General features: G+C 36.9%; 22 protein-coding genes. All 22 read left to right on the top strand.

All coding sequences use genetic code 11. From position 1 onward, the window contains the following. On the top strand, positions 1-672 hold a 672-nt coding region (locus tag HXY53_00860; protein NWF75120.1), incomplete at its 5' end, for a DUF2851 family protein. Beyond that, complete coding sequence (locus tag HXY53_00855; protein ID NWF75119.1) at positions 662-3,844, top strand: hypothetical protein; 3,183 nt, start codon at positions 662-664, stop codon at positions 3,842-3,844. The genes HXY53_00860 and HXY53_00855, both read left to right, overlap by 11 nt. Positions 3,845-4,043: 199 nt before the next feature. Beyond that, positions 4,044-4,415, top strand: a complete 372-nt coding sequence (locus tag HXY53_00850; protein NWF75118.1) for a helix-turn-helix transcriptional regulator — start codon at positions 4,044-4,046, stop codon at positions 4,413-4,415. 6 nt (positions 4,416-4,421) lie between these two features. After that, the gene (locus tag HXY53_00845) at positions 4,422-5,069 is read left to right on the top strand and encodes an ImmA/IrrE family metallo-endopeptidase (GenBank protein ID NWF75117.1); all 648 of its coding nucleotides are present in this window, start codon (positions 4,422-4,424) and stop codon (positions 5,067-5,069) included. Positions 5,070-5,119: 50 nt separating this feature from the next. Continuing rightward, a complete protein-coding gene (locus HXY53_00840; protein ID NWF75116.1) occupies positions 5,120-5,452 on the top strand; it encodes a hypothetical protein in 333 nt (110 codons plus the stop codon). A gap of 367 nt (positions 5,453-5,819) precedes the next feature. Then, on the top strand, positions 5,820-6,020 hold the full coding sequence (locus HXY53_00835; GenBank protein NWF75115.1) for a hypothetical protein: 201 nt from the start codon (positions 5,820-5,822) through the stop codon (positions 6,018-6,020). 147 nt (positions 6,021-6,167) lie between these two features. Then, entirely contained in the window at positions 6,168-6,470 is a 303-nt protein-coding gene (locus HXY53_00830) for a transposase (protein NWF75114.1), read from the top strand. A 97-nt stretch (positions 6,471-6,567) separates the two neighbouring features. Next, positions 6,568-7,473, top strand: coding sequence for a hypothetical protein (locus HXY53_00825; protein NWF75113.1), 906 nt, complete (start codon positions 6,568-6,570; stop codon positions 7,471-7,473). Positions 7,474-7,475: 2 nt separating this feature from the next. Further along, positions 7,476-8,585: a CoA protein activase gene (locus HXY53_00820; protein NWF75112.1), complete on the top strand. Its 1,110-nt coding sequence runs from the start codon at positions 7,476-7,478 to the stop codon at positions 8,583-8,585. Next, positions 8,563-9,522: a 2-hydroxyglutaryl-CoA dehydratase gene (locus HXY53_00815; protein NWF75111.1), complete on the top strand. Its 960-nt coding sequence runs from the start codon at positions 8,563-8,565 to the stop codon at positions 9,520-9,522. Before HXY53_00820 ends, HXY53_00815 begins: the two co-directional genes overlap by 23 nt. After that, a complete protein-coding gene (locus HXY53_00810; GenBank protein NWF75110.1) occupies positions 9,519-10,145 on the top strand; it encodes an outer membrane lipoprotein carrier protein LolA in 627 nt (208 codons plus the stop codon). The genes HXY53_00815 and HXY53_00810 overlap by 4 nt, the downstream gene beginning before the upstream one ends. Positions 10,146-10,227: 82 nt before the next feature. After that, positions 10,228-11,415 (top strand): beta-ketoacyl-[acyl-carrier-protein] synthase family protein, encoded by a 1,188-nt coding sequence (locus HXY53_00805; protein NWF75109.1) that lies wholly within the window; start codon positions 10,228-10,230, stop codon positions 11,413-11,415. After that, positions 11,412-12,575, top strand: a complete 1,164-nt coding sequence (locus HXY53_00800; protein NWF75108.1) for a hypothetical protein — start codon at positions 11,412-11,414, stop codon at positions 12,573-12,575. Before HXY53_00805 ends, HXY53_00800 begins: the two co-directional genes overlap by 4 nt. Next, complete coding sequence (locus HXY53_00795; protein ID NWF75107.1) at positions 12,565-13,845, top strand: B12-binding domain-containing radical SAM protein; 1,281 nt, start codon at positions 12,565-12,567, stop codon at positions 13,843-13,845. Before HXY53_00800 ends, HXY53_00795 begins: the two co-directional genes overlap by 11 nt. 2 nt (positions 13,846-13,847) lie before the next feature. Next, entirely contained in the window at positions 13,848-14,267 is a 420-nt protein-coding gene (locus tag HXY53_00790; GenBank protein NWF75106.1) for a DUF2062 domain-containing protein, read from the top strand. A gap of 37 nt (positions 14,268-14,304) precedes the next feature. After that, the gene (locus HXY53_00785; protein NWF75105.1) at positions 14,305-15,615 is read left to right on the top strand and encodes a cobalamin B12-binding domain-containing protein; all 1,311 of its coding nucleotides are present in this window, start codon (positions 14,305-14,307) and stop codon (positions 15,613-15,615) included. Further along, positions 15,612-16,964: a cobalamin B12-binding domain-containing protein gene (locus tag HXY53_00780; protein ID NWF75104.1), complete on the top strand. Its 1,353-nt coding sequence runs from the start codon at positions 15,612-15,614 to the stop codon at positions 16,962-16,964. Before HXY53_00785 ends, HXY53_00780 begins: the two co-directional genes overlap by 4 nt. Further along, complete coding sequence (locus HXY53_00775; GenBank protein ID NWF75103.1) at positions 16,940-17,773, top strand: ACP S-malonyltransferase; 834 nt, start codon at positions 16,940-16,942, stop codon at positions 17,771-17,773. Before HXY53_00780 ends, HXY53_00775 begins: the two co-directional genes overlap by 25 nt. Beyond that, entirely contained in the window at positions 17,763-18,509 is a 747-nt protein-coding gene (gene fabG, locus HXY53_00770) for a 3-oxoacyl-[acyl-carrier-protein] reductase (GenBank protein ID NWF75102.1), read from the top strand. Before HXY53_00775 ends, fabG begins: the two co-directional genes overlap by 11 nt. Continuing rightward, the gene (locus HXY53_00765; protein ID NWF75101.1) at positions 18,509-18,769 is read left to right on the top strand and encodes an acyl carrier protein; all 261 of its coding nucleotides are present in this window, start codon (positions 18,509-18,511) and stop codon (positions 18,767-18,769) included. The genes fabG and HXY53_00765 overlap by 1 nt, the downstream gene beginning before the upstream one ends. 9 nt (positions 18,770-18,778) lie before the next feature. Then, the gene (locus HXY53_00760; GenBank protein ID NWF75100.1) at positions 18,779-19,165 is read left to right on the top strand and encodes a 3-hydroxyacyl-[acyl-carrier-protein] dehydratase FabZ; all 387 of its coding nucleotides are present in this window, start codon (positions 18,779-18,781) and stop codon (positions 19,163-19,165) included. After that, positions 19,158-21,497, top strand: a complete 2,340-nt coding sequence (locus HXY53_00755) for an MMPL family transporter (protein NWF75099.1) — start codon at positions 19,158-19,160, stop codon at positions 21,495-21,497. Before HXY53_00760 ends, HXY53_00755 begins: the two co-directional genes overlap by 8 nt. Positions 21,498-21,577: the final 80 nt, after the last annotated feature.

The raw sequence follows: 21,577 nt of genomic DNA, 5'->3' as shown, positions 1-21,577 counted from the left end.
GCATTGTATCGTGAAATCATGCTTGCCCTCGGATACAAAAACAACAAGGTGCAGTTCTTAGAGCTTTCTACAATCATGCCATACTCTGAGATTAAAACCTTAAAGAATCAGGATCTGATAGCAAAGGCACTCCTTTACCGTGCTGGATTTTCAAAGGATAAGGATGGATTATCAAAGGACTTTAATTTCTCTCTTAAAATGGATAAATCTGTCTGGAATTATAAAGATGTAAGGCCGATAAACTTTCCTGAGAACAGAATCAAAAATATATCTGTCTTTTTAGCAGAATCTTGCAAGGCTGGAGGTCTCGAAAACATTTTCAGAAAAAGAATTGAAGAAAATTACACAAGTCAACTAAATAAACACAAGGCGATAAAGATTGTCCAAAAGATCGTCTCTATTGATGGCATTGGAAAACAAAGAGCCCTTGAAATCCTCTTTAATATTATATTGCCCTTTTACATTGTATTATTTGAGAGAGAAGGTCAAAAGCAATATATTGATTTTATCGAAAGGCTCTATGAACTCCATCCGCCTCTTTCAGATAACACAATAACGCGGGCTATGAAAGCTAAATTAAAAGGAGCACCAACTATCGGTTCAGTAAAGCAATACATGGGACTTATAGAACTTTACAATCAAGAACATGGGGCTAGTGGAGATGATACCTGATATTATTGACAATAGCTCACCCAAAAAGACACTCTCTAATGTCCTCAATGAGCTTATCAGACCTGAAAGCAAAGTCTATATAGCCTCAGGCTATTTCAATTTAAGTGGTTTTAAACTTCTCAAGGACAGGCTTAAAGATGCTGCTGAAGTTTCGATAATAATAGGAAGGGCACTAGGCCCCAAAGACATCTATGCATCTGAGGTATTTCTCGATGAACTTCGTCACGAGGCCGAATCCAGTATGGACAGCCCTCACGCAAGGAGTATAGTTCAGGAATTTCTCGAATGGTTAGATAAGGATAATGTCAACTTCAGAATCTACAATAAGCATTTTTATCATGGAAAGACCTATATTGTAGAAGGGATTCCAGTTATTGGTTCTATAGGTGTAGTAGGGTCTTCCAATTTTACAGAGGCAGGTCTTACACATAATACAGAATTGAATACTGTCCAAAAACAGGAAAGTGCAGTTTCAGAGCTAAAAAAGGTCTTTGAACGTATATGGAATGAAGGAGAAGATTATAAGGAAGATTTAAAAGACCTCTATATGAGGTTTACAGAGACATACTCCCCTTATGAGATTTATTTAAAGACCCTTTATAGCTATTTTGAGGACAAATTTGCCTCGGTATCTCCAGAAGATAATATTCCTAGCCCTATAATACTATCTGATTTTCAAAGGGATGGCTACCTGTCAGCCCTCGATATCTTTGAGAGATACGGCGGTGTGCTTCTATCTGATTCTGTAGGTCTTGGAAAGACATATCTTGCATTGAGAATATTAGATGATTTCGCCTACAGGCTAAGGCAAAAGGCCCTTATAATCTGCCCTGCACAGCTTAAGGGAATTCTATGGGAACCAAAACTTAGAGATGCTGGGATCAGAGCAGATATTGTAAGTAGAGAAACAGTAAGCAGGGTCTTGCCACTTGAACAGTATGCTGATTACGATCTTATAGTTGTTGATGAATCCCATAATTTCAGAAACAGCAACACAAACTGCTGGAAAAATCTTTTTTCCATATTAATACAAGGGAAGTCTAAAAAGCTGGTTTTAATTACTGCCACCCCGGTCAATAATAGCGTCTTTGACCTTTACAATCAGATCAGACTTATTACAAAGGACAGGGATGATTACTTCTCTGTAGCAGGAATACAGAGCCTCTGGGGACATTTCTTAAAGGCTGATGTAAACAAAGACACGCTCTATGACCTGCTTGACGAAATAGCAATCAGGCGAAGTAGGCCATTTATAAGAAAATATTATCCATCAGCTTTGATAGATGGTGAACCTGTGAAGTTTCCTGAGAGAAAGTTATATGAAGTCCGTTACAATCTTGAGAAGACTTACAAGGGTCTATATGATGAGTGTGCTAAAACTATAGAGAACCTCACACTTGCAAGCTACAACATCGAGGCTTATAGAAAAGAGATGATAGGCAAACAGATTGAACTTTTCGAGACACTCAAAGGTACACTCCTCGGAAAGGGATGGAAAGAAAATGATGCCCAGAAATTTCTTATGGTATTAGGAAGAAACGAGGCTGTTATAGCAATCCTGAAGATGATGCTTCTTAAGAGGCTTGAATCAAGTATTCCAGCTTTCAAAATAAGCATAAAGAGGCTAATTGACTTTCAGGAAAAATTTCTCGAAGTCTTTGAGAAAGGAAAATTGCTTAGTAAAGACAAATATAGAAAGTTTTATTTATCCAATGAAAGCGATGATTTGGCAGAGGAAGAGACAATTTCCCTTGAGGAACTCCCTTCAATAAAGGCAGAGGATTATGAGACAGAGAAAATAAAGACATTTGTCAATCTGGATATTAAAATCCTGAAAGAGATATATAGCAAAATCGAAGATATTTCAGCAGTGGATGATGATAAGTTACAGGTTCTGAGAGAGATACTCAAGAACAACCTTAAGGGCAAAAAGGTTCTCATATTCGGATATTTCAAAGACACTATGAGATACCTTCACAAACAATTAGGTGGTAATAAAGCATGGCTTGAAAAAGATGCCCCGATTAATGAGAAAGAATTAATAACCGATTTTCTCAATAATATCAATCTTTCACATAATGAGATAAGTATTACTGACAGTGATATACCACCGGAGGACAGAAAGAAAAGAATAATTGCATTTTCACCAGAATCTAATAACCGCCCTGATATTATGGGAACGGATGAAGAAATCCATATCCTTTTAAGCACAGATGTCCTTTCTGAGGGACAAAATCTCCAAGATGCAGATACAGTAATAAATTACGACCTGCCCTGGAATCCTGTCCGTCTTATTCAGAGAATTGGAAGAATCGACAGGCTAAAATCTAAACATGACTTTGTTCATATCTACAATTTTTTTCCTGAGGACGCATTAGAATCCTTATTAAAACTGATGGAACGCTTATACAAAAAACTCGATGCCATTAATCGGAGTGTCGGGCTTGATGCCTCAACAATAGGTGAGACACCAAATCCAAAAGAATTTGGTTATGTCCACCAACTTTATGAGGGGAAAGCTGAAGTTCTTAATGAATTAGAAAATCTCTCAGAACTTGCCATCGGTGAATTTTTAAAAGAAGAGGTTCTTAAATATTTACAGGATATCGGGGAGGAGAGAATTAAAAGAATTCCTCATGGTATGGGGAGCGGGCTCAAAAGACCAGGGCATCATGGGCTTTTTGTATCCTTTAAAGATAGTTCCAGACATCATTGGTGTTATTACGACTTTAAAAATAAAAAAATCTCAGAAGATAAGCTTAACGTTATAAGACTTATTAGATGCAGAAGGGATGAAGAAAGAACTGAGCTGGATTTTGATCCCTATGAGATAATAGAAAAAGTGAGGTCTCATATTATTTCACGTCTGAGAACTGCAAAGTTAAAACCTCCTAAATTAAAAAGCCCTCAAAACCATGTTGTTAACTGGCTGCAATGCCTAAGTGGTAATGTAAGAAATGAATTAATGGAATACTTTTCAACTCCTTTGCCGGACATTTACCTTCGTGAACTAAGGAAAATATGGGCTCAAAGAGGACTTTCAGAGGAAGCCTTATTAACAAGCCTGAAAACTTTTAAAGAGAACCATCCTGTCCAGCCCCAAGAAGAAAAAGAAATTTCTTCAGAGGAACCTGAGCTAAAGCTTGTTTCATATATGGGGATAATGGGATAAAAGAAAAACTTCGCAAAACCGATTGGCTCATTGATCAGATAGTATATAAACTTTATGGTTTGACTGAAGAAGAAATCAAAATCATTGAGGGTTCAAAATAATATAGGACTGTTAGTGATAAATCGATAAATTCCTATCTTGACAATAAATCATTTTAGTGTTGTAATAATATTACAACAGAGAAAGGAGGTGTTTTAATATGCAGACACCCCTGTTTGGAGAATTTTTTAAGAAGAAGAGGATTGCGTTGAGGAAGACTCTTAGACAATTTTGTGCTGAAAATAATCTTGACCCCGGCAATATTAGCAAACTTGAAAGGGGTTTGTTACCACCACCACAAGGCAGCGAAAAACTTAAAGAATATGCGAGATGCCTACAGCTCAAAAAGGGATCAGACGATTGGTATAAATTCTTTGATCTTGCTTATGCAAGTGCTGGACGTATTCCCGAAGAGATACTCTCTAATAGAAAATTATTGTCAAAATTACCATTAGTTTTTAGAACTCTAAGGGGGCAGAAATTGACCAAAGAACAATTGAATCAGTTGGCACAAAAACTTAAGGAAGTATAAATATAAATGAAAGAGCCCCATTTCTCGCCTCCCATTCTTTCATGCGAAGATATTAATACCTATGCAGAAGATTTTTTAAGAGATCATCACGCAGATAATACGTTACCTATTCCTATAGAAGAAATCCTTGAATTTGATTTGGGTTTAGATATTGTTCCCTTCCCATCATTGCAAAGAGATTTCGATATTGACGGTTTTATATCGGGAGATTTAACATGCATATATGTTGATGATTTCATTCACCAGAATCGTCCTTCCAGATACCGCTTTACCCTTGCACATGAGATTGGTCATCTTGTCTTACACAAGGATTTAATAGAAAGTTTTCGTCCTTTAAGCATTGGAGACTGGAAAAATTTTGTACTGCAGGTCGATGATGAAGTTTATGACTGGTTAGAATGGCAGGCCTATACATTTGCCGGACTGTTGCTGGTGCCAAGAAGATTTCTGTCAAAAGACTTTTCATTACAAATAGAAGCCTTAAAAAGTAAGATAGAACTTGTGAAATCAAAGAATCTACCAAAAGATTCCTATCAAGAATATATCGTCAATGCAGTTGCCAACAAATTAATCAGAACTTATGATGTTTCAATCTATGTTTTAATAAAACGTATTTCAAAAGAAATCGAAAAGGGCATATTTACTATTCCATGAGACATAATGGCTAATGATAATAGTGAATCCAGATTTGTTCTTTCAATGAGATGCATTTCATTTCAGGAGCGCCCGTCAGGAATAAAATTGAACCTAGGTTAATAGCAATAATTGAGGTGCTTTCACGAATAACCAAACTTGTAAATAAGAGACTTATTAAGGAAGAACAACTTGGCAGAATGTTCAGTGTGGAAACCGGACCAACGTTTAATGATGCAAGCAAAATCTATCAAAAAGATCTCGAAGAAGCACAACCGGTTATAGAAAGACTTGTCGATCTTTTCTTGAGAATAAATACCACACGCCAAGCAGAACTTGCATCTACTGTACATTTCGCTGCGCAATCACTACAAAAAAATATGATAGAGAACCCTCAGAAATAGATGTTTTAAAAGCAGTAACGGAATGGAAACAAAAAAGAAAACCCTCTTTTGATAAATCTGAAATAACAAAAACAATCCAAAACCTCGCCTCATTAGGATTTTTAACAGTCAAACCAAGTAAAGATTTGCCAATACAAGAGGAAGCTTTAGTCTAAGAGCACCAAGTTTATTGAGGAAATGAGGGTCAGACCTTCAAAATTCATTTATAAGATAAATTTGTGTATTCTTGTTAAGAAGCATAATGAAATATCGTAGATAATCTTTTCCTCACATCAGGCAATTGAAAATAACGGGGTCAGACTTGTTTATTACAAATTTATAGATGACATGCTATCTTGATGCATGGCAAGGAAGCCGAGGATAGAATATGAAGGAGCGTTTTATCATGTCATCACCTGTGGGAATCAACGCCAGAGGGTATTCAAAGGGGATGATGATTTTCAGAAATATATCAGCCTCTAAAAATTCCTCAGGGTATAAACCAGAGTTACGCAATGTATTACAACAGGAGATACAGAACTGTTGGGCATTTATTTCAGCAAGGGAATTTGGGTATAAGTATAAATAAATAGCATTCTTTCTTCAAAAAGACCCCTCGGTTATCACCAGATATTTGAAAGAAGGAGAAACCTTTAAAGCGGATATGGAAAATGTTTTAAATATGCTAAATGAAAAGACAATTTGCAATAAACAAGTCTGACCCCATTCGTTTAGCATCTTACAAGTCTCTATCGATTGGGCAGCTTCTTATTATGAAACTCCCGAAGGTCAGAAGACCTTATCACAGAGAAGTAGCATAGTAGAATGGGTGATTGCTGAAGCAAAGTGTTTTCATGGATTAAGACGAGCAATATGCAGGGGGTTAGAGAAAATGAAGATCCAGACATTGATGATAGCTACAGTACAAAATCTAAAAAGGCTTATAAAAATAATATTTCCTCAGGTAAGAGATTCATTAAACAAAACGAAACAAATCTTTGACATATTAATATTTAAAACCAATACTTGCTTGAACTGACTTCGGCAACAGGCTCTTATTTTACGCTACCCTTGTAAAATCCCTTTGTAACGAATGGTATTCAAGAGGTCGTCGATTTGATATACTTTATAGAATTATGAGAATAGGGATACCACAGGCGCTTTTATATTTCAGATATGGCAATTTATGGAAAAGGTTTTTTTCCACAATGGGAGCAGAGGTTGTTGTGTCTCCAGAGACGACGGATGAGATGCTTTCTGATGGAATAAGGCACAGTGTTGGTGATATATGTCTTCCAGTAAAGTCTTTTTTCGGTCACGTGCTTGCATTAAAAGATACAGTGGATTATCTTTTTATTCCAAGAATGATAAGGATAGAGAAAGACTCATATCTCTGCCCGAAATTCCTTGGTTTGCCTGATATGGTAAGAGCTGCTATACGAAATCTACCACCGGTTATTGATAAAGAATTTAATATAAAAGAAAAACCACTTATAACATTTTTGCAGGAGGTGTGGAATGCACTACAATTCAGAAGAAAATTTTTTCTTCCAAATGATTTTACTTTTGATGAACACCTTCCTGAATACGTAACATTCTCTAACAAAGAAAAAACATGGAATATTACAGTTGGAATAGCAGGTAGACCATATATGGTTTTCGATCGGTGCCTGAACAAGGGCATTATCAGTCATTTACATAAGATGGAAGTTAATGTAGTCTATCATAATCCTGAAGATAATTATATTAACGAAACAATGAACATGCTACCCAAGTGGGTTTATTGGAGTATGGGAAAAGAAATTGTTTCATCTGTAAGAAGGATGTTAGATGATGATATAATTGATGGTATTATACTTATTTCAAATGCAGGATGTGGACCGGATTCTTTTATTACAGAACTTTCAGAACACTCTTTTTCTAACAAAAAAAAGCCTTATATGAATCTTATTCTTGATGAACATTCATCTAATGCTGGACTCCAGACAAGGATAGAAGCATTTGTGGATATGATAGAGAGAAATCAGAACAAAAGACAATAAAGATGAAACTTACAGTACCACATATGGGGCTTCTTGCGAATGCTTATACCAATGTTCTTCGAGAACATGGAGTTAATATGCATCCACCCCCTAAGCCTACTATAAAAACGCTAAATCTCGGGGTGAGATATTCTCCTGAATATGCATGCCTTCCTTTCAAGATTAACCTGGGGAATATGATCGAAGCCCTTGAAGAAGGAGTAGACTCAATCCTTATGCCAGGTGGCTATGGGCCCTGCCGTTTTGGTTATTACAGTGTCATACAAGAAAATATACTAAGAAGGCTCGGATATAACTTCAGTATGACACGAACAGACAACCCTGACAGCCTTGCTGATATGATAAAAACTATTCGGAGTATTAGTAATATAAAATCAAAAAAGGATGGTTATCTTGTCTTTTACCTCATACTTATGCGTATGGCTGCATTTGATAAGATAGAATCTCTTTATTTCAGAATAAAACCAAGAGAGATAAATCGTGGTGAAACGGACAGGGCATACACAGAATGTGTAAAGATAATTGAAGAATCAAAAGGATATCTAAAACTTTTAAAAGCATTTAATCAGGCAAATTCAATAATGAAAGATGTGAAAATTGATAGAAAATGTAGACCGCTAAAAATCGGCATACTTGGTGAGATCTTCGTAATAATTGAGCCTTTTGCAAATATGGACGTTGAGAGAAAACTCGCAAGGATGGGGGTGGAAGTCGTCCGAGGGGTATGGCTTAGTGATTGGCTGAATGACAGGTTCAGATTCAAACCATTCAAACCCCATCAAAACAGGCTATCATGTAAATGGGCATATCCATATCTGAAATACCCATCAGGTGGTGAAAGCATTGAGACTGTCGGAAAGACATTGAAATTTTATAAGGAAAAGATTGATGGAGTTATCCATATTATGCCATTTACCTGTATGCCCGAACTTGTTGCCTCAACAATATTACAACGGATAAGCAACGATTTGAATTATCCTATTCTATCACTGACATTTGATGAACATGTTTCAGAGGCAAATTTACAAACAAGACTCGAGGCTTTTGTTGATCTTCTTGAGAGGAAAAAGAAGAAAAAAGAGATAGTATATGCATGGTTATCTGGGAATTGATGTAGGTTCGGTTACAACAAAGCTCGTGCTTTTGAGTGAAGAAGGTGAACTTCTCTGGGGGACTTACCGAAAGACCCTTGGACAACCTATTAGGGTTCTTCAGGCTGCTTTAGCAAAACTACACAAGGAACTTTCCCCATCTATACACGGAGTAGGTGTTACAGGAAGTGGAAGAGGACTTGCTGCACATCTAATAGGAGCAGATATTGTAAAGAATGAGATTACGGCTCATGCGATCTCTGCTATTAAGCACCACTATAATGTACAGACAATTATAGAGATAGGTGGTCAGGACTCAAAACTTATTATAATAAGGGACAATGTAGTAGTAGATTTCTCAATGAATACAGTATGCGCAGCAGGGACAGGTTCTTTTCTGGAACATCAGGCATCAAGGCTTGGCATGGGAATAGATGAATTCGGGAAAAGTGCTTTGCATGCTACAGCACCTGTTAGAATAGCAGGAAGATGTACTGTTTTTGCAGAGTCAGATATGATTCATAAACAACAGATGGGACATAATCTTGAGGATATTATTGCAGGGCTATGTGATGCTCTGGTTCGCAACTATCTTAACAATCTCGCAAGAGGCAAGGAAATGCGAGAGCCGATTCTATTTCAGGGCGGAGTTGCAGCAAATCCGGGCATAAAGGTGGCTTTTGAACGTGAGCTGAAAAAAGAAATTATTATCCCGAGACATTTTTCACTAATGGGTGCCATTGGAGCTTCTTTGCTGGCACTTGAAATGAAACCACGAAAAACAAAGTTTAAGGGATTCAAGGTTTTTTCTCATCATCTAACAAGTAGCAGTTTTTACTGTGATGGCTGTCCAAATAATTGTGGTGTTATTGAGATAAAAGATGGTGAAGAAGTGATAGCAAGATGGGGAGACAATTGCGGTAAATGGTCGTCTTTGGAAGAGACCATATTAAAATGAACTTGAAAAAATTAATATTAATTATAGCTCTTGTAGTCTCATTATGCTTTTACATAAAGGCAAATGCAATTGCTGATACTCTAACAAAACTTATAGAATTACAAAGAACAATTAAGACGATTAAAGCAGAATTCATACAGGAAAAATATTCTGAATTACTTGATAAACCGATAACTGCAAATGGGACTTTTTTCTTCGCATCCCCTGATAAATTTGTATGGGACTATAATGAGGGATTAAAGGTTGTATCTAATGGAGAGAAAGTATTAATTTATTATAAAGACATAAAAGAAGCAGACATCGGAGATATTGAAAGCGTTCCTTCACTTCCGGCAGGATTTTCTCTCGAAAAGCTCAAAGAAAGATATCGTATAGAAGTTATCCAGTCATCTTCAAGCAGTAGTGTTGTCAAACTTACTCCACTGATCCCTTCAAGTATGATAAAAGAACTTCTGATTAAACTTGATGAAAAAGGAGTTCCATCAGATATAAAAATGATCGAAAGGACACAGGATAAGATTCATATAACGTTCCCTAAAAAAGAGTTTAATATATTCATACCTGATGAGACATTTAGCATTAGTGTGCCTGATGGGGTCAAAGTAAGAAAACGCACAAGATAAATTATACCTGCTGGAATCTGATGCATATGTGTTTTTCATACTAATAAAGAGCAAATTATTTTAAGTTAATAACTTTTACGCTATGAAAAAACGGGCAGTTATAACAGGAATAGGGGTAATCACAGCAATCGGTAAGGGGCTTTCTGAATACTGGAAAGCTCTGGAGAATGGCATTTGTGGAATCGGAGATGTAACTGTTTTCGATACCTCAGGATATAGAGGGAAACTTGCTGCTGAAGTTAAGGGGATAGAGGTTTCGGATTCGAGGCTTTCTCGGTGCGATATTCTGGGACTCATAGCGTGGGAAGAAGCAGCAAGGGACAGTGGTTTTGGAGATATTGATTATCCTCCTGAAAGAAAAAGTATTTGTATTGGCAGTGGATCGGGTGGATTATTGAATGCTGAGATATACAAGCGAGAAAAGAAAAAGAAAGGAAAAAGTAGGCCAGGTCTACTCGTCCCTTTTACATCTTATAGCTTTACAGACCTCCTCTCAGCGATTGCCGGAATCAGGGGAAGAAAAACTACTGTATCAACAGCTTGTTCCTCCTCTTCAACCGCTATTGGCATTGCTGCTGAATGGATAAAAAAAGGATTTTGTGATGTTGTGATTACAGGTGGCAGTGAATCTTTATCAGAAACAACTTATTCAGGATTTAATTCACTGAGAACCATAGATGAATTGCCGTGCAGACCATTTGATGCAGAAAGAAAAGGTATTTCACTTGGGGAAGGTGCAGCTATATTAATTCTTGAAGAATATAACAATGCCCGGAAAAGAGGAGCAAAGATTTACGGTGAGATTTCTGGATATGGTATTTCAGGTGATGCCTATCATGTAACTTCACCCCATCCTCAAGGCAAAGGTATTTTAATAGCACTTGAAATGGCTTTAAAATCAGCAGATATTAAAAAGGATGAGATTCAGTATATTAATGCCCACGGGACAGGCACACAGGCAAACGACCTCGCAGAGACAATCGCAATAAAGGATTTTTTTGGGAAAAGAGCTTATAGAATACCCATAAGTTCTACAAAATCCATGGTAGGACATTGCCTTGGTGCTGCAGGTGCGATCGAAGCTGTTGCTTCTTTAATGCCGATTAACAAAGGTATTATACCTCCCACAGTTAATTACAGAAATCCTGATCCTGAATGTGATCTCGATTATGTCCCTGTGGTCAGAAATATGTCTGTTAATACTGCATTAAGTCTTTCTCTGGCTTTCGCAGGAAATAATACTGCATTAATTATCAGGGGTATTGAATGATAGGTATTACCGGTATAGGTATTGTCAGTCCATATGGAATCGGGAAAGAAGCTTTCACATCAGGTGCCTTAGCAAGATCTGGTATTAATGAGTTCAATACTGGACATGAAACAAAAAGAGGGGGTTTTATTAGAGATTTTTATCCAAAACATATTATTCCTCCTATGAAACTTAGAAAAATGTCGAGATATTCTCAATTAGCACTTGTCTCTGCCATAGAAGCATGGAAAGATTCATCAATTCAAGGATATTATAAAACTTCAGACATAGGAGTAATTGTTGCAACAGGACTCGGAAGTGTGAGCAGTACAGATTTATTTTATGATGGACTTCTCGAAAAAGGACCTGATGAGACAAACCCCATACTTTTCCCGGAGACAGTTCAAAATATTGCTTCTGCACATATTTCGATCGAGTTCGGATTAAACGGTCCGAATACAACGTTCAGTCAAGCAGGAATAGCAGGTGAACAGGCAATCTTTTATGCGAGAGAGCTTCTGAATGATGGTCTTGCGGATGCTGTTATGGTAACTGGTTCTGATGAATTGACAGAACCGTTATTTGAAGGCATGAATATATTACGGATATTATCTAAAGGATCTTATCTTCGGCCTTTTGATATTAAAAGAGATGGCATACTTCCTGGAGAAGGGGCTTGTTCGCTTATTCTTGAACGAATCACTGATGCTTCAAAACGGGGAGCACATATTTACGGAGTTCTGGAGAACTTTGGTTTTTCAACTGAGGCTGTTGATAGATTTAATTATACATCAGCAGAATCTATGGCTTACGCAATCAAAGATGCTGTTCGTGATTTTTCTCCAGATCTGGTTATTGCTTCTGCAAATTCTTCTATAGAACTTGATTTAAAGGAAGCCCTTGCCATCAAAGAGACGCTCGGCGATATAGTTCCGATTACATCGCTCAGTTCATTGACAGGATTTATTATGTCTTCCGGGGTTATGAAGGTTGGTTCTGCATTGCTTTTCAAGGAGAGGAGTATTGTCCCCCCCATATGGGGACTTGAGAAACCTGAAATAGAAGGCCTTGGATATATTTTCGAAGCAAGAGAATTAAAGCTCAGAAAAATATTGATTAATGGTTTTTCTCATGGTGGAAGTAATATCTGTATTCTATTAAAAGGATGGGATGAGGCTTAAGCTCATTATACCAGGATGGTCTGAAACAAGCCTTTGGAAAAATTTCATATTTCGTTTTCCATACCTGAGTGTTACCACAATTGCTGCATTATGTCCTTATGAATGGGAAGTCATAATAGAAGATGAAAATGTATCGCCCATCAAATTTGATGAAGATGTTGATCTTGTTGGTATTACTGCTTTGACTCCACTCGCACCACGTGCATACGAGATAGCTCAAAAATTCAGAGGAAAAGGAGTTAAGGTTGTAATAGGAGGATTTCATGCAACTTGGCTTCCTGATGAGGCAATACAATTTGCTGATTCTGTTATTATCGGAGAAGCTGAAGGAATCTGGCATCAGGTTCTAAAAGATTTTGTAGATAATCGTCTGCAGCCTTTTTATAAAAATAATGGGAGGGTAAACCTTGAAGGTCTTAAGCCTGCACGACGTGAATTACTTAATCGTAAAGGGTATTTCTTTATTAACACCTTACAGACTACACGGGGCTGCCCTTTTAACTGCGATTTTTGTTCTGTCACTGCATTTTATGGTCATTCATATAGGATGAGACCTTTGAAAGATATAGAGAATGAACTTAATATGCTATCAGGTGGAGCAAATTTTCTGTTTATTGTGGACGATAACATTATAGGTAATCCTTCATATGCGAAGGAACTATTTATTTTATTAAAAAGATATCCTTTTAAATGGCTCAGTCAGGCTTCGATAACCTTTGCTGAGAACAATGAGCTTTTGCAACTTGCAAAGGAGAGTGGTTGTTACGGTATGTTCATCGGTTTTGAGAGCCTTTCACAGGAAGCTCTCAATAAATTGAACAAGAGGTTCAATCGGGCAGAGAAGTATGCAGAATTCATAAAAAAAATTCATGACTTTGGCATAGGGATTCAGGGTTCATTCATATTTGGATATGATTGGGATACACCTGATACCTTTAATCAGGTTCTTGAATTTGTTGAAAGGACAAGACTTGACAGTGTCCTTTATACTATTCTCACACCATATCCTGGCACAAGGGTTTTTGAGAGAATGAAAAGCGAAGGACGGCTTATTACAAAAGACTGGAGACTATATGATATGGCGCATGCTGTATTCAGACCTAAGAATATGCAGCCTGAAGAACTCGAGGAGCATTTTCTCAAAGCAAATCAGAGATTTTACTCATTCAGATCAATGCTTAAGAGATTACCTTCCATCAGACGGAGTATCATGGTATTTGGTCCCATGAACTGGGGCTTTAGCCGCGCATGGAAGAATTTTAAAATTTAAAAATGAAGATTTATTCACAAATAAAAGAATATATAATCAGATTGGTTAAAAAGGGATTAACTCCTGATGAAATTGCAGCCGGGGTAGCAATAGGGATTTTTATTGGATTTATACCTTTAATAGGTGTTCATACATTAATGGCATTTACTCTGGCATATTTTCTGAGATTAAATACCTTTCTTGTTCTCCTCGGGACACAGATATCGAACCCTCTATCTTTTCCTTTTCAAATATTCCTAAGTGCAGAGATAGGAAGTCTGTTACTTAACGGAAAGCTCCTTGATATCAAGTTTTCAAAAGATGTAAGTTATTTAGAACATTACATATTACCAATAATCGTGGGAAGCATTGTGCTTGGTATCATTGTGTCTTTTTTTTCTTATATGTCTTTAAAAAGCTTTCTGAAAAGAAGGAAATCTTAATGTGAGGGTTCTCCTCTGTTATCCTTTTCAGAACAATATGTATTATAAGGTTGGTTTTATCCTGCCACCCCTTGGCCTTGGCTACATCTCATCATACCTGAAACAGAAAGGGCACGAGGTAAAGATTATTGATTTCAACATCCCACAGAAAGATACCAATTTAAACGGTTATCACGTAATCGGGATATCTGCTGATACACCCAGATATCACTCTGCTATTCAACTCTGTAAAGAAATCAGGAAGACGGGTGCAAAGATTGTCATGGGAGGCCCACATGTTACTTTTCTTGATGAAGAACCTTTGCAGAAAGGTTTCGCAGACTATATTATTCGTGGAGAAGCTGAAGAAACGATGGCTGATCTTCTTGAAGCAATAGAAGGCAGAAAAGATTTAGAAGAAGTTGCTGGTATAAGTTTTATGAGAAAGGGAACTGTTGTGAGAACACAGAATAGAAAAGCTCCGGATATTTCAATTTTACCTCAGCCAGACCGTAAAGAACTAAGGATAAAATCATATCAGTTCCTTGAAATGGGCGCGAAGAAAATAACAGGTATTCTTACAAGCAGGGGATGTCCATATCGTTGCACATTCTGTTCCTCTTCTGAGTTTAGCGGAACAGAATGGAGGGCATTGAGTGCCGATAAAGTTGTGAATGAAATTGACGATATTGTTTCAAATTACGATTTCAAAAGTATAGCTTTCCTTGATGATAATTTTACCCTCAATCCTGAGAGGGTTAAAGAGATATGCAGAGGTATAGTGCAAAGAAGGCTCGATATTTCCTGGTGGTGTTTCTCGAGAGCAGATACTTTGCTGAGAAATGAGGAAATGGTAAAAGAGATGGCAAATGCTGGGGCAAGGTATATCTTTATCGGTTTTGAGGCTTTTACACGGGATACACTCGAACATTACAGGAAAAGGATTTATCCTGAACTGTCACATGAAACAATAAGACTTCTCAAATCTTATGGAATCTCAACTCATGCAAGCTTCATAATCGGTGATATAAATGAAACAGAAGACATGATTAATAAGACCATAAAATATGCAAAAGAGATATCTCCTGATGCAGTTCAGTTTTCTATTCTGACCCCATATCCCGGCACACAGCTTTTTCAGGAAGTGAAAGAGAGGATTTTTACATATGACTGGAATTTATATGACTGTCTCCATCCTGTTTTCAGGCTTGATTACTTAACCCCTGAAGCTACACGGAGATTATTGAAAAAAGCATATATGAAATTTTATCTAAGTCCTGAGAGGATAATCAACGGTTTCCTCAGCCCATACAGAAAAAAGGGTATCAAGCTTAAAGCAATATTTAGAATCTTGAGAGGGCTCAATTGAGGGTTCTTCTTATCTCTCCAAACAGAGAGACCTTACCCGACCCTGTCTTTCCTATCGGACTTGCATATATTGCATCTGCACTAAAAGAAGCTGGACATGAGATAAGCGTAGTTGACTTATGTTTTACAGATGATATCGAAAAAACTCTTCAGTCTGGTATTTTCAAATTTAAACCTGAATTAATAGGGATATCAATCAGAAATATTGATGATGTATCTTTTCCAAGAAGCATTTCTTATCTTCCACTTTACAGAATTACCATAGATATCTGTAGAAAATATTCAGATGTTCCAATCGTTGCAGGAGGTTCCGGCTTTACCATTCTACCTCAAGAATTTATGGAGACTTTGAATATTGAATATGGAATTATCGGAGAGGGTGAAAGTCAACTGCTTAAGCTCATTGATTATCTGCAAAACGGAGGAGATTTGCCGGATTCCGTGATAACAACTCATAAGCCTCATGGTATTCCAAAAACGGATTTTAGATGGAAAAACATAATTCCGCTGAGAAATATTTTCAGCATAAAGGACTATTATGAGAAAGGTGGAATGCTCAATATCCAGACACGTCGTGGTTGTCCTTTCAGATGTATTTACTGCTCATATCCATTGATAGAAGGTAGAGATATTCGTTTCAGAGAGATAAGCCATGTCATTGATGAAATAAGTGGAATTGTTGAACAGACAGGTGTAAGGCACTTTTTTATTGTTGACAGCATCTTCAATCATCCAAGAGAATATGCACTCGCTTTCTGCAATGAAATAATAAAAAGGGGGTTGAAATTAAGCTGGAATTGTTATGCTAATCCAGGTCTTATGGATAAAGAATTGATTGGAGCTATGCTCCGTGCTGGATGTAGTGGGGTTGAATTCGGGACAGACTCAATGATTGACAGTGTTCTTGATAATCTGAAGAAGGGCTTTAGATATAAACAGGTGCAGGAAGTATCACAGCTTTGCAAACAGGCCGGTCTCAAGTTCTGCCATTTCTGTTTCATAGGTGCTCCTGGTGAAACAACAGATGATATTAAGTTAAATATAGACAGGTTGTCTTCATTGAATGCTGACTCAACTATGCTCATGGTTGGCATCAGAATATTCCCGAATACTGAATTGTTCTTACGTGCAAAAAATGAGCTTGGAATACATAAGATCGGGCTTGAACCTGTTTATTACATTTCACCGTATATTGAAGAAAATATAGAAAATATTGTTCATGAAATATCAGAAGAACATAAGGACTGGATCTTCCCTGGCTTTGAGATTAATTATCATGAAAGACTCCAGAGACTTCTCAGGAAATCAGGTATTAAAGGGAGTTTATGGGAGGAACTTTCAAAGAGATGACAGGAGCGATATTCCCAGGAATTGGTTCAGAGAGAGATGGTATGAAGGCACTGATAAAAGAAGATCTTCTCAAGCAAATAGATATTTCATGTGGAGAAGATATATTACTTCAGCAGAATATTTATGCTGTAAGCGCCTCTTTGTGGGATAGTTCAAAGCTTGTCTATCCAATATCCCTTGTAGCAGGACATAGCCTTGGATTTTACTCTTCACTCTATGCATCTAACAGTATAGATTTTAGAACAGGTCTTTATTTAATAAATGCTGCTCATGATGCGATATTAAAAATGACAGGATCAAAAACCTTCGGCATAACTGCAATTATAGGAATCAAATGGGATATAATAGAAAATCTGTGCAGAAAATTTAATAATGTTTATATTGCTAACATAAATTCTGCAACACAGGTGGTAATTTCAGGTCCGGCAGATTCAATTGACAAAATTGAAAAAAAAGTCATCAAAGAGGGTGCTTTAAAAGTGCAGAGACTTTCGATTAAATATCCTGTCCATACTCCTTTTTTAAAAGGCATTGAAGAAATTATGAATAAGGCAGTAGAAAAAATTGAGATAAAAGCGCCTGAGATACCAATTGTTGACCATACAACATCAGAAATACTGATCTCGCCAGAACAAATAAAAGAGACCCTGTCATGTCAACTTGCAAGGAAGGTTGTATGGCTTGATGTAATCAAGAAGATGTGGCAAAAAGGAATCAGAAAATTTATTGAGGTAGGCCCAGGTGATATACTATCAAAGATAACAAAATGGATTGAACGTGATGCAGAGGTGAAATCCCTTGGTATATAAACAAGACGGTAAAGTTGCCCTTATCACAGGGGGGACAAAGGGCATCGGGAAAGCCATAGCACTGTCTCTTGCAGACTATGGAGCAAAGGTTATAGTTAATTATATTTCCGATGCTGAAACAGCAGAGCAGACAAGAAAAGAGATTGAAAAAATAAATGGTTTTGCCCTTGCATTCAGGGCGGATGTTTCTAATTACGAAGAAGTTCAGGAGATGATTGATAGTATTATTAATAAGACAGGTAAACTGGACATACTTATAAACAATGCAGGGATAACAAGGGATAGCCTTCTATTTTCCATGAAAGATGATGACTGGAAGAAGGTAATCGATATAAACCTTACAGGAGTTTATAACTGTTGTAAAGCTGCACTGAGACCAATGATAGCAGGACACTGGGGAAGGATAGTCAATATTATTTCTCCAAGCGCTCTTTTGGGAAGAAAAGGCCAGACGAATTACTCTGCGTCAAAAGGAGGAATTCTCAGCTTTACCCGTTCTCTTGCAAGAGAGGTAGCACGTCTTGGCATCACCGTTAATGCTATAAGTCCCGGCGTGATCGAAACAGATCTAACAAAAAATCTGGACGCGAAAGTCAGAGATGATTTACTTAACATGATACCACTGAGACGTTTTGGCACCCCTGAAGAGATCGCTCAAGCAGTAAGTTATCTTGTATCTGAAAAAGCAGGTTATATTACAGGAACATATATTTCTATTGATGGAGGCTTGACATAGTGAATAAGAATGAACTTTTGATAGAATTAAAAAAATTAATTATTAAAAGATTGAAATTAGAAGATATCAATCCTGATGAAATAGAGGATGACGGTCCACTCTTCGGGGAAGGTCTTGGGCTTGACTCCATTGATGCACTTGAGCTTGTAGTTGCTCTTGAAAAAAATTATGGCATAAGAATTCCTGATGAAGATGTTGGTAAAGAGGCATTCAGATCAGTGAATGCCTTAGCAGATTATATCATGAAACAAAAAACTTGATATTGTAATGTGAATACTTTGAACCCGATAAAAATCCTTCCTCACAGATATCCTTTCTTGATGCTGGATGATATAATCTCGGTTGAAAATGGTAAGGCAACTGGTATAAAAAAAATTACGCTGGAATTATTTTCAAAAGGCTTAATTTTTCCACAAGTTCTTTTGATAGAGGCACTTGCACAGCTAAGCGGCGTTGCTTCAGGAATAGAAGGACAGGGTATGCTTGTTGGAATTAAAGAGTTTGCTTTTCATAGTGTAGTAATTTGTGGAGATGTTTTAATCCTTGAAAGCACCCTTAATAAAAGATTCGGTAATATATTAGATTTTTCCGTATCTGCGACAGTTGAAAATAAAAGGGTTTTAAATGGATATATTTTATTGAGCATCAATGCTTAAATTTTCTCTCTTTCTTATAAGATTTTTTAAAAAAAGACCGCTCATCGTCCTTTCGATTATCCTTCTTTTGTCAGTTTTTTCAATTTACATTATTTATCAAACAGGTTTCGGGCAGAATTTTCTTCAGTATATCCCCAAAGAGGCTGTCAAGACACACGCTTATCTTGAAGCATTGAATCATCTCGGTGGTGAGAAGAATTGTTACATAATTCTCAGAGGTCACATGCCAATAATATTAGAGAAAGCAGAAAAGATAAGCAAAGAACTAAAAGAGCTTAAAGAGATTACAGATGTTAAATATCGGCTAACGGATGAGTTAAAAAATTATTACATCACACTTCTCAAGAAAAGGCTCCCTCTATATTTATCTGATGAATTTATCGATGATTTCTTTTATCGGATATCGCCATCTGGTATTGAGGAAGCTATAAGAAGAACGAAACTCAGGATGATGATGCCCGGAGGTGGGGAGATAGGAAGAATTGACCCCCTTGGGCTTAGTGATTTTATCAGGCCTTTTCCTGAAACAGAAAGTCTCTTTGACACAAACACTGGATTTTATCTTTTAAAAGAAAAGAATGCCCTGGTCATTATAGCAACAGCAAACGGAGAACCGAGAGATCTGTCCTTTGATCATAATCTTATAACCGGTATAGAAGCTGTTCTTAAAAAGAACCTTGACGAGAAAGAAGATATAAGTTACATGATAACAGGCAGCCACGCTATAACATATTATGAAGCAACTCAGATGAAAAGCGAGATGCAGAGAAATATTATAATCTCCCTCGTGCTTGTCAGCATTGTTATGTTTATCTTTTTCAGGAGAGATTTGAGAATAATGTTCTATGCATTTTTACCTGTTGCCATATCTGTTATTTTCACACTCGGATTAATCAGCTTATTAATGGGCAATCTGACAGAGGCCTCTGTTGGATTCGGAGGCATGCTCATCGGTCTTGGAGTCGATCTATCCATTATCCTATATATAAAGCATCTTTATCAAAAAAACATCGAGAAATCTATAGAGCAAACTTCAACCGGCATATGGACAGGAGCGCTTACTACATGGGCAACGTTCTTTCCAATGGCATTATCCGGATTTAAAGGAATTCAGGAACTCGGCATCCTCACGTCTTCAGGTATAATCATCTGTGCATTGATCCTCTTTGGAGTAGTTGCAGGTTTAATCAGATTAAAAACAAATGTGACGTTGCCTTACCATTTTTCTTCTTTCGGTAGAATATTGTTAAATAATAATGTTAAAAGGGTTTTACCGATACTTTTTTTTATTTTGATAGCTTTCTCACTCTGGATAACCAAAGATATAAAATTTGATATTGATTTAAGGGAGATTGGTTCTGAAAAAAATCCTGCACGAACAGTTCTTGGTGAAATCATCAAGGATGATAAAAAGGTATTTTTAATGGGCGATGGAGATAATCCTGATGACGCAATAATAAAGGCGGATACAATTGAAAAACAACTTTATGCCTCTAATATAAGGGATGTTATATCTCAAACAACTTTTGTCCCACCTCTTGAAAAACAGTTAATGATTATCAACCTCCTCAGGAATATCAATAAAGATCAAGTTATTAAAAATTTCGCCATGAAGGCTGAGCAGGTTGGATTTTCAAATAAGTTCATCATGCAATATTCAGATACTTTAAATGAGATATTGTCAGTAAATACTCCGATTACATATGAAGATATAATGTATAATGAATTTTTTAAGAACAGATTTTTATGGAAGGATGGCAATAGATTTCATTACCTGGTCATTATTCATAATAAAAATGCTACAGATATTCCTGATATCTCAGGAGTAACCGTCATAGACAAAGAATCTATTAAAAAAGAACTATCTGATCTTTTAAAAACAGATGCATTAAAAATTACCCTTATCGGATTTTTACTTGTGAACATCATACTTCTTGTAAGTTTCAGAAGTATAAAGATTACAATATTGATTCAATTACCGATTCTTATCGGGATAATTTTTACATTAGCTATTCTCACAGCGACAGGACGTCATATCCACATCATGAGTGCACTAACAGCAGTGATGCTCTTCGGAATAGGAACCGATTATGCCATACACTTTGTTCATCATATGAAAAAAGAAAACGATATTCAGAAGATTATTTCACAAACAGGCACTGCCATTATCATTTCTGCACTCACTACTATCTGCGGTTTCGGGAGTCTTTATTTCTCATCCTATAGAGGACTTTCTGATATCGGATTCGCTGTTTCGATAGGGACGGCTCTAAACCTCATACTTGTTTTTCTATTCTTACCGCTGTATAAATCAAGTAAGATTCGTCCTTAACTTAATCGCATTTTTCGGCTTAATCTCCCCCACCCTTACCCTCCCCTAAAGGGAGGTGGGAAGTATACGGCAACCCCACA

The organism is Nitrospirota bacterium (genome assembly GCA_013388455.1).
Taxonomy (GTDB): domain Bacteria; phylum Nitrospirota; class Thermodesulfovibrionia; order Thermodesulfovibrionales; family SM23-35; genus JACAFF01.
This window is presented reverse-complemented; position numbering and strand designations above follow the sequence as displayed.